General features: G+C 53.9%; 5 protein-coding genes and 2 pseudogenes. 5 read left to right on the forward strand and 2 right to left on the reverse strand.

The genetic code is table 11. The features are described from left to right. From ACP5E6_RS15230 to arsA, 4 genes and pseudogenes are all read left to right on the forward strand, one after another. Positions 1-168 (forward strand): annotated as a pseudogene (locus ACP5E6_RS15230) (IS630 family transposase); the annotation flags it as partial. 79 nt (positions 169-247) lie between these two features. Continuing rightward, on the forward strand, positions 248-661 hold the full coding sequence (locus ACP5E6_RS15235; protein ID WP_427955407.1) for an ArsR/SmtB family transcription factor: 414 nt from the start codon (positions 248-250) through the stop codon (positions 659-661). Then, a complete protein-coding gene (gene arsD / locus ACP5E6_RS15240) occupies positions 658-1,254 on the forward strand; it encodes an arsenite efflux transporter metallochaperone ArsD (RefSeq protein WP_427955410.1) in 597 nt (198 codons plus the stop codon). The genes ACP5E6_RS15235 and arsD overlap by 4 nt, the downstream gene beginning before the upstream one ends. Before the next feature lie 27 nt (positions 1,255-1,281). After that, positions 1,282-3,048 carry an arsenical pump-driving ATPase gene (gene arsA, locus ACP5E6_RS15245; RefSeq protein WP_427955412.1) on the forward strand — a complete coding sequence of 589 codons (1,767 nt, stop codon included), beginning with the start codon at positions 1,282-1,284 and terminating at the stop codon, positions 3,046-3,048. 217 nt (positions 3,049-3,265) lie between these two features. Here the strand turns inward: arsA and ACP5E6_RS15250 are convergent, their stop codons facing one another. Both ACP5E6_RS15250 and ACP5E6_RS15255 read right to left on the reverse strand, forming a co-directional pair. Further along, a complete protein-coding gene (locus ACP5E6_RS15250; protein ID WP_427955415.1) occupies positions 3,266-5,377 on the reverse strand; it encodes a molybdopterin oxidoreductase family protein in 2,112 nt (703 codons plus the stop codon). Further along, entirely contained in the window at positions 5,374-5,865 is a 492-nt protein-coding gene (locus ACP5E6_RS15255) for a Rieske 2Fe-2S domain-containing protein (protein WP_427955417.1), read from the reverse strand. The genes ACP5E6_RS15250 and ACP5E6_RS15255 overlap by 4 nt, the downstream gene beginning before the upstream one ends. A 586-nt stretch (positions 5,866-6,451) precedes the next feature. Here ACP5E6_RS15255 and ACP5E6_RS15260 point away from each other — a divergent pair. Then, a pseudogene (locus ACP5E6_RS15260) lies at positions 6,452-6,698 on the forward strand (hypothetical protein); the annotation flags it as partial.

The following is a 6,698-nucleotide window of genomic DNA, read 5'->3' on the forward strand; positions in this document are numbered from 1 at the left end:
AGTCTGCGCATGATTTTTTTACACAGACATCACAAAACGACCACGCTGGTTGCCGGCTTGAGGATGACCGGAGTGGTCGCCCTCGTGATACTCGATGGCCCGATCAACGGCGATTCGTTCAAAGCCGATGCGCCTCAGGTACTTACCCCCGAACCGCAGCACGGAGATGGATCGCCCAAGGAGGATTGCCTCGCGCTCGTTGTCATCCTAAACATCGTAGATCGTCGAATGTCGATGAGAAATTTGCATGCCCGTCGCAATCCGCCCTCGTCAAGTTCAGTTGCTCAACCCTCTAACCAGCAACGAGGAAATCGCAGCCGTCGCCAAAGCGCTGGGTCATCCTGCTCGCATCCATATCGTTCGACTGCTTCTCGCGAAGCAGTCCTGCATCGGTTGCGACATCGTGGAGGATGTTGGGTTGGCCCAATCGACGGTGTCTGAGCATCTGCGTATTCTCAGGGCGGCCGGTATCATCAAGGGCGAGTTCGAGCGGCCCCGCGTCTGCTATTACCTTAATCCTGACAGCCTGCGACCCCTGGCGGCGCTTCTGAACGCCATGTTCGAAAAAGATAGCCATGGCGAACTCAGCGGCTCGATCTGCTGTCCACCATCGGACTACAAGCCGACGGAATCCCCCGATCAAACAGGAGAATCCTCATGACGACTGTCACTATCTATGACCCACCGATGTGCTGCTCGACCGGAGTTTGCGGCCCCGAGCCTGACCCGAACCTAGCGCGCTTCGCTGCCGACCTTGAATGGCTCAAGACCCAAGGCGTCATGGTCCAGCGCGTCAACCTTGCCCAAGAGCCGGCGCGATTTGTTGCTGAACCCGCTGTCAAGGCGTTGCTCGATGAGACCGGCGGTGATGATCTGCCTGCACTTGTTATCAATGGCCGTATCGTTGCCCGCGGTCAGTATCCCGTACGCGCAGAACTCGCTGAACTGGCAGGCGTCGTAACGTTGAACGTCTCAGCGGACTATCTTGCCAGTGAGACCGTGTGCGAGCTAATTGCTATTGGTGCGGCGGTCGCGGCGGGCTCCGAATCCTGCCTTGAGTTCCATCATAATGCCGCGAAGCATCTTGGGTTGAGTTCGGAGCAGATGCGCCGCGCAGCAGAGATTGGTGCAGAGGTGCGCGCCACGGCGACCAAATCCGTGATGGGTACAAAAGACCGTTTGATCGGCGGGCTAACGCAATCCGGCTGTTGCGGCGGAGCTGCCGCAGCCCAACCCACCCCCGGCTGCTGCTAACTACCACGACGCCTAAAGGAGCCTCCGATGTTCCCTAATCTACCAAAATTCGTGTTCTTCACCGGCAAGGGAGGCGTCGGCAAAACCTCGCTTGCCAGCGCCACGGCGCTCAGCCTCGCCGACCAAGGCAAAAAGATTCTCCTGGTGAGCACCGACCCTGCATCAAATGTGGGCCAGGTGTTCGAGACGGAGATCGGCAACCGCGTCACACCGGTCCCGCGGGTGGCGGGATTGGACGCCATCGAAATCAATCCTGAGGAAGCTGCGGCCGAATATCGTGAGCGCATCGTCGGCCCGATGCGCGGTATTCTTCCTGAAAAAGTGCTCAATGGAATTGGGGAGCAGCTTTCCGGCGCATGCACAATAGAAATCGCCGCCTTTGACGAATTCACCGAGCTCCTAACTGATGGTGATCTGATCGGCCGATATGATCACGTCATTTTCGACACCGCGCCAACTGGCCACACCATTCGCCTCCTGAAATTGCCGGGTGCCTGGTCGGGGTTTCTGGAGTCCGGCAAGGGTGACGCATCCTGCCTCGGCCCACTTGCGGGCCTCGAGAAACAACGCACGCGCTATGCTGCCGCTGTCGAGCGACTTTCCGACCGTGACGCCACACGGCTTATTCTTGTCGCCCGGCCGCGCCCGTCGGCACTGGCTGAGGCGGCCCGAACGTCGCGGGAGCTGGCCGCGATCGGTATCCGCAACCAACAACTCGCCATCAACGGAGTGATACCGGACGAGGCGGGCAGTGATCCGCTCGCGACAGCCTTGGTGCACAGAGACCGCGCCGCGCTCGCGGCATTGGATAGCGATGTCGCACGTCTCCCTCGGGTGACATTTCCCCTCCGAGCCGAAAACCTGGTCGGAATCGAGGCGCTACGGCGATTTGCCAAGGACACACCGGAACAAGCGCCGACTCCAAGCACAGTCCAGCACCAGGACTTTCCTAACCTTGGCTCGCTCGTTGATGACATCGAGCGGCCCGGCAAGGGTCTCGTCATGTTCATGGGTAAAGGCGGTGTCGGTAAGACGACGATAGCCGCGGCGGTGGCAGCCGAACTGGCCGGACGCGGTCACGAGGTTCTGCTGACGACAACTGACCCCGCGGCGCATCTTGCGGAGACGCTGGGGGAAATGCTCCCGCGCCTCACCATTAGCCGCATCGATCCTGCACAAGAGACGGCGCGTTATCGCGATCATGTGCTCGAGGCCAAGGGCAAGGATCTCGACGCTCAGGCGTACGCCATGCTGGAAGAAGATCTGCGCTCGCCCTGCACGGAAGAGATCGCTGTCTTCCAGGCTTTCTCGCGGGTCATCCGCGAAAGCACGCGGCACTTCGTCGTGATCGACACCGCGCCGACCGGGCATACCCTCCTCCTGCTCGACGCGACGGGATCCTATCATCGCGACATCGTCCGCCATACCGATCCCAGCGCTCTGGGCCGGATGGTAACCCCGATGATGCGCCTTCAGAACGCTGAGCAAACGAAGATCCTGATCGTCACCCTGGCGGAGACGACTCCCGTGCTCGAGGCGATGCATCTGCAACACGACCTACGTCGCGCCGGCATCGAGCCCTGGGGCTGGATCGTGAATTCGTGCCTCGCCGCCGCCCCGACAACCCATCCGCTACTTCGTCAGCGTGCAGCTTCTGAATTTAGCCAAATCGACAAAGTACGCGAGGGCCTCGCTAAGCGACTTGCCGTAGTTCCCATGCAGGCCGAAGAACCCGTCGGGATCGAACGGCTGCAGGCGCTCTGCTCGACACCGAAGGTTCATGTGGCCGCATAGGTCGGAACGCTGCGCGAATCGCTAATCCGCGTCGGTCCGGCACCGCGGCGCAAGTAACGCGCCGCTTGCGCCAACACCGACTGGCGGAGTTCTCGGCAAACAAGTAACCGCCCCCCGCTTGCTTTCTAGCCACTACGCGGCCTGAACCTTTCCCAATTTTGCCCTTACGACCGAATGTCCAGAAATACACCAACGTCCCGCCGTCATCATTCCTAGCCTAAGCAGGCGCCAAATTAGCTGCGCATCCCTTATAACAAGGCGTTTGGGAAATTGGATCACGCACGTCGATTGTCAAAGCATTTGTCAGGCTTCCTGGGTATCCCCATAGCGTAAACAGACGTCCAGCAGGAATTCGCTCTGTGACTTCCGCGATAATTTGGACTGCCCCTCGCCTCGTGCGGACCGTGGTTAGCTGACCATCTTGAATGCCGAGACGCCGTGCATCGGTTGGATTAACCAAGACCGTGTTGTGCGGCTTCCTCGCAACGAGTTGGGGAATACGCTTGAAGGTATAGCCACTTTGCCAAAGGTCATTGTCACGACCCGTTATCAGTACAAACGGATATTGAGATGACGGTGGTTCTGGTTGAGGTTTAAAGTCGAGGGCCCATATCTTCGCCCGCCCGTCGGGTGTCGGAAAGTGACCATCGGTATAGAGTCGCGCGGTACCATTTGATTTTGACGTTGGTACAGGCATTTGAAAATTGGTTGGTCCTGCTTGCCGCATTCTTTCATAGGTAAGACCCGAAAACGGAGTACCCGCTTTCAGCTCATCAAATATTTCTTCTGCGGAATTCCAATTGAATTCTTTTGCAAATCCCATTTTTCTGCCAATTTCTGTGGGAATGGCCCAGTCTGGTCGTGCCTCCCCGGGGGCCGGCGCGAATACTTCGTAGAATCTTACCCGTCTATCGGTATTGGTTGAGGTATAGGGCGCCTCTCCCCACGACGCCGCTGGAAATACAACGTCAGCAATTGCTGTAGTTTCATTTGGATAAATATCTGTGACAACGAGGAATTCAAGTTTTTTGGTCATAATCTCATGAAAATGAGATGCGTGAGGCAACGTGACAAACGGTTGGACGCAAGCAGCGACAAGGGCTTTTTGCGTCCCTTGATCAATTTGATCCATCATTTGAAAGATCGTTTTATTCGGTATAGTAACGTTATCCAACTCACCCGAAAATAATGGGGGATTTACGATTGAACCCTGGTGGCCACCAAGAGGTGAATATGATCCTCCCGGCTTACCAAAACTTCCTGTTATTAGGGCTAGATTTATTAGAGAACAAACCATGTCGGTACCATGGGCTTGGTGCTCAATACCTTTTCCAGAAAGAAAAAGTGTAGCCTTCGATCTACCAATAATATTTGCAACACTCCTAATTTGGTCTGTAGTAATTCCCGTTAGTCCGGATGACTTTGAAAGCGAGTATTTTGTTGTTACAAGTTTGCGATAATCATCAAACCCCACCGTATGCGCGTCAATGAATTTTTTATCTATCTTCCCATTTTTTATTAATTCTGCGCCGATGGCATTATAAAGAGCAACATCTGTGCCGGGACGAATTTCAAGAAACGTTCCATATTTACGTGCATTTTCAGCGGCTAGTGTTGTCCGAACATCGATAACAATTAATTTAGCCGCGCCACTTTGTGCACGCTCAAAAATTCGGTCATATACTACTGACAGAGTTCCCGATGCGTTTGCTCCGGCCAGAACAATCGTGTCGGCGTGGTTAATATCGTCAATTGACCAGGGATGTGCGCCGTTTCCAAGTGAGCGTGTCAATCCGGCAGCACCGCTTGCGGCGCAGAGACGCCCGTTCAGGTCATAGTTTTTGACATTCAGAAGCTTTGCCAGCTTCATATACGCGTATGCGTTTTCACCACCAAACCAATCGGCGTGATAAAAGCCTATGCTTTCGGGACCATCTTTTTCAACGTAGTCTTTGAGCTTATTCGCAACCAAATCTGTTGCATCCTGCCACGACGCTCTTACTAATCGGTTGTTGACGCGAACCATCGGGTACTGAAGACGATCAGACGTCGGACCGCTCGGGCTATATAGAGTTTCCGTCAAAAACGCACCACGAACCGAGTAATCGCCATAATTGCTTGGACATGCAGAACTAGGGATTAGTTGAACGAAATTCCCGTCAGATAACTTTATAATGGGAAGATCCGGGCTTTCTGGGACAATGGATTCACCTGATAGTACTTTGTATCCACATCCCACATTACAAAATCGGCAGCTGGTGGTGTTGCCCGGCTTGTTTGGAGCTCCCCCTATACTAGCTAATGCCGATAGAACATCTGAATGTTTCATAGTTTTTTCTCCCCGTAGATTTCTTCGACCTCATGTATCGACATTTTTGTGCCGAATGGTGGTTCGGAGATGCTCGTCGCGTAGATGTTGCCATCATGATCAACGTCAACACTGATTTTGGGAAGCGGACGGGGAGCGGGACCGGCTACAACTGCCCCAGACATGGTAGCCGAAAAATGACTTTGATGGCACGGACATTTAAAAAGTTGGTCCGACGCTTCATATTGAACTGGACATCCCATGTGAGTACAGATTGTACTAAACGCAGCTAGCTGCCCGTTGGGGAGACGAAATACCACAGCGGGAGATTCCTCAGTTGGAAAATTAAAATGGAGAATCTTCTTAGAGTCCATCTCTGTAATTGTGCCGATTTTCAAACGGCCCGGATATTTCAATCCTGCTTGGGCACTCTGAATGAATGCAGTTGCATCACTGGCGATGGCTACTGCTCCAGTAGATAGAATTAAGAGAGTTTCACGACGTTTCATTTTCAGTTTCCTCCACTTTCTGTGGGACACGTCAAATTTAATTTAATCTCGCCTTCTCGTCGATGCCCCTTTCCGCATTTTCAGCGTTCTCCCCATCAAAATTTTGTTCCTTACTTTTTTCGTAATTACGACCCTACACTTAGTTATGCTGATAACGGCTCGATATGTTTAAATTTAACTTGGTGCGACCGCTGAGACCTGGCTCTCTCAAACAAATCTTGCTTGAGTCTACCTCGCCGTACGATCGGCATCCTTGATCTATGTCAAGTTGGGTGTGATGACACATCAATTTGTTGTGGCGGGTTTTGAAATGAGTTCACGTTTGATATCCTGATGCAGCAATATGGTATTTTCAGGATGAAGATGGCAACAGATGTCTGTAACGATTTAGCCGGTATGAATTGCGAAGCGATTTTCGGCATTTTCATGATGGCAGCTATACAATCTGGCATCCCGGTGCCGCGATAGTTCGCGGTCAAATCTAAAGGGCCATCTCGAATTGAATTCGGAACGTGTTCTCTGTGGGATTGAATGGCCATGTCGGATGTGATTCTGGACAGTTGTTCGAAGCCTTGCCGGATATCACATGTGGGCGCCGACTACCCGTGCGCCGCATAGCCACACAGGGTTACGTGGTGGAAGTGACGTGACCGACGCCGAATGGTTGATAATCTCGCCGTTCCTGTCCCCGCCGAGTTCGTGCAGTTGTCTGCGGAAATGGGAGACGCGCGAGATCATTCTCATCCTGTTTGTAGCGTTGCACAATTTTCTCCTTACGGACCCCCCTCCCCGGCCGCGTCGGGATGACCGGGGCAAGGGCGCGCGAGGGCGCT

This window comes from Acidiphilium sp., assembly GCF_049977125.1.
GTDB lineage: Bacteria > Pseudomonadota > Alphaproteobacteria > Acetobacterales > Acetobacteraceae > Acidiphilium.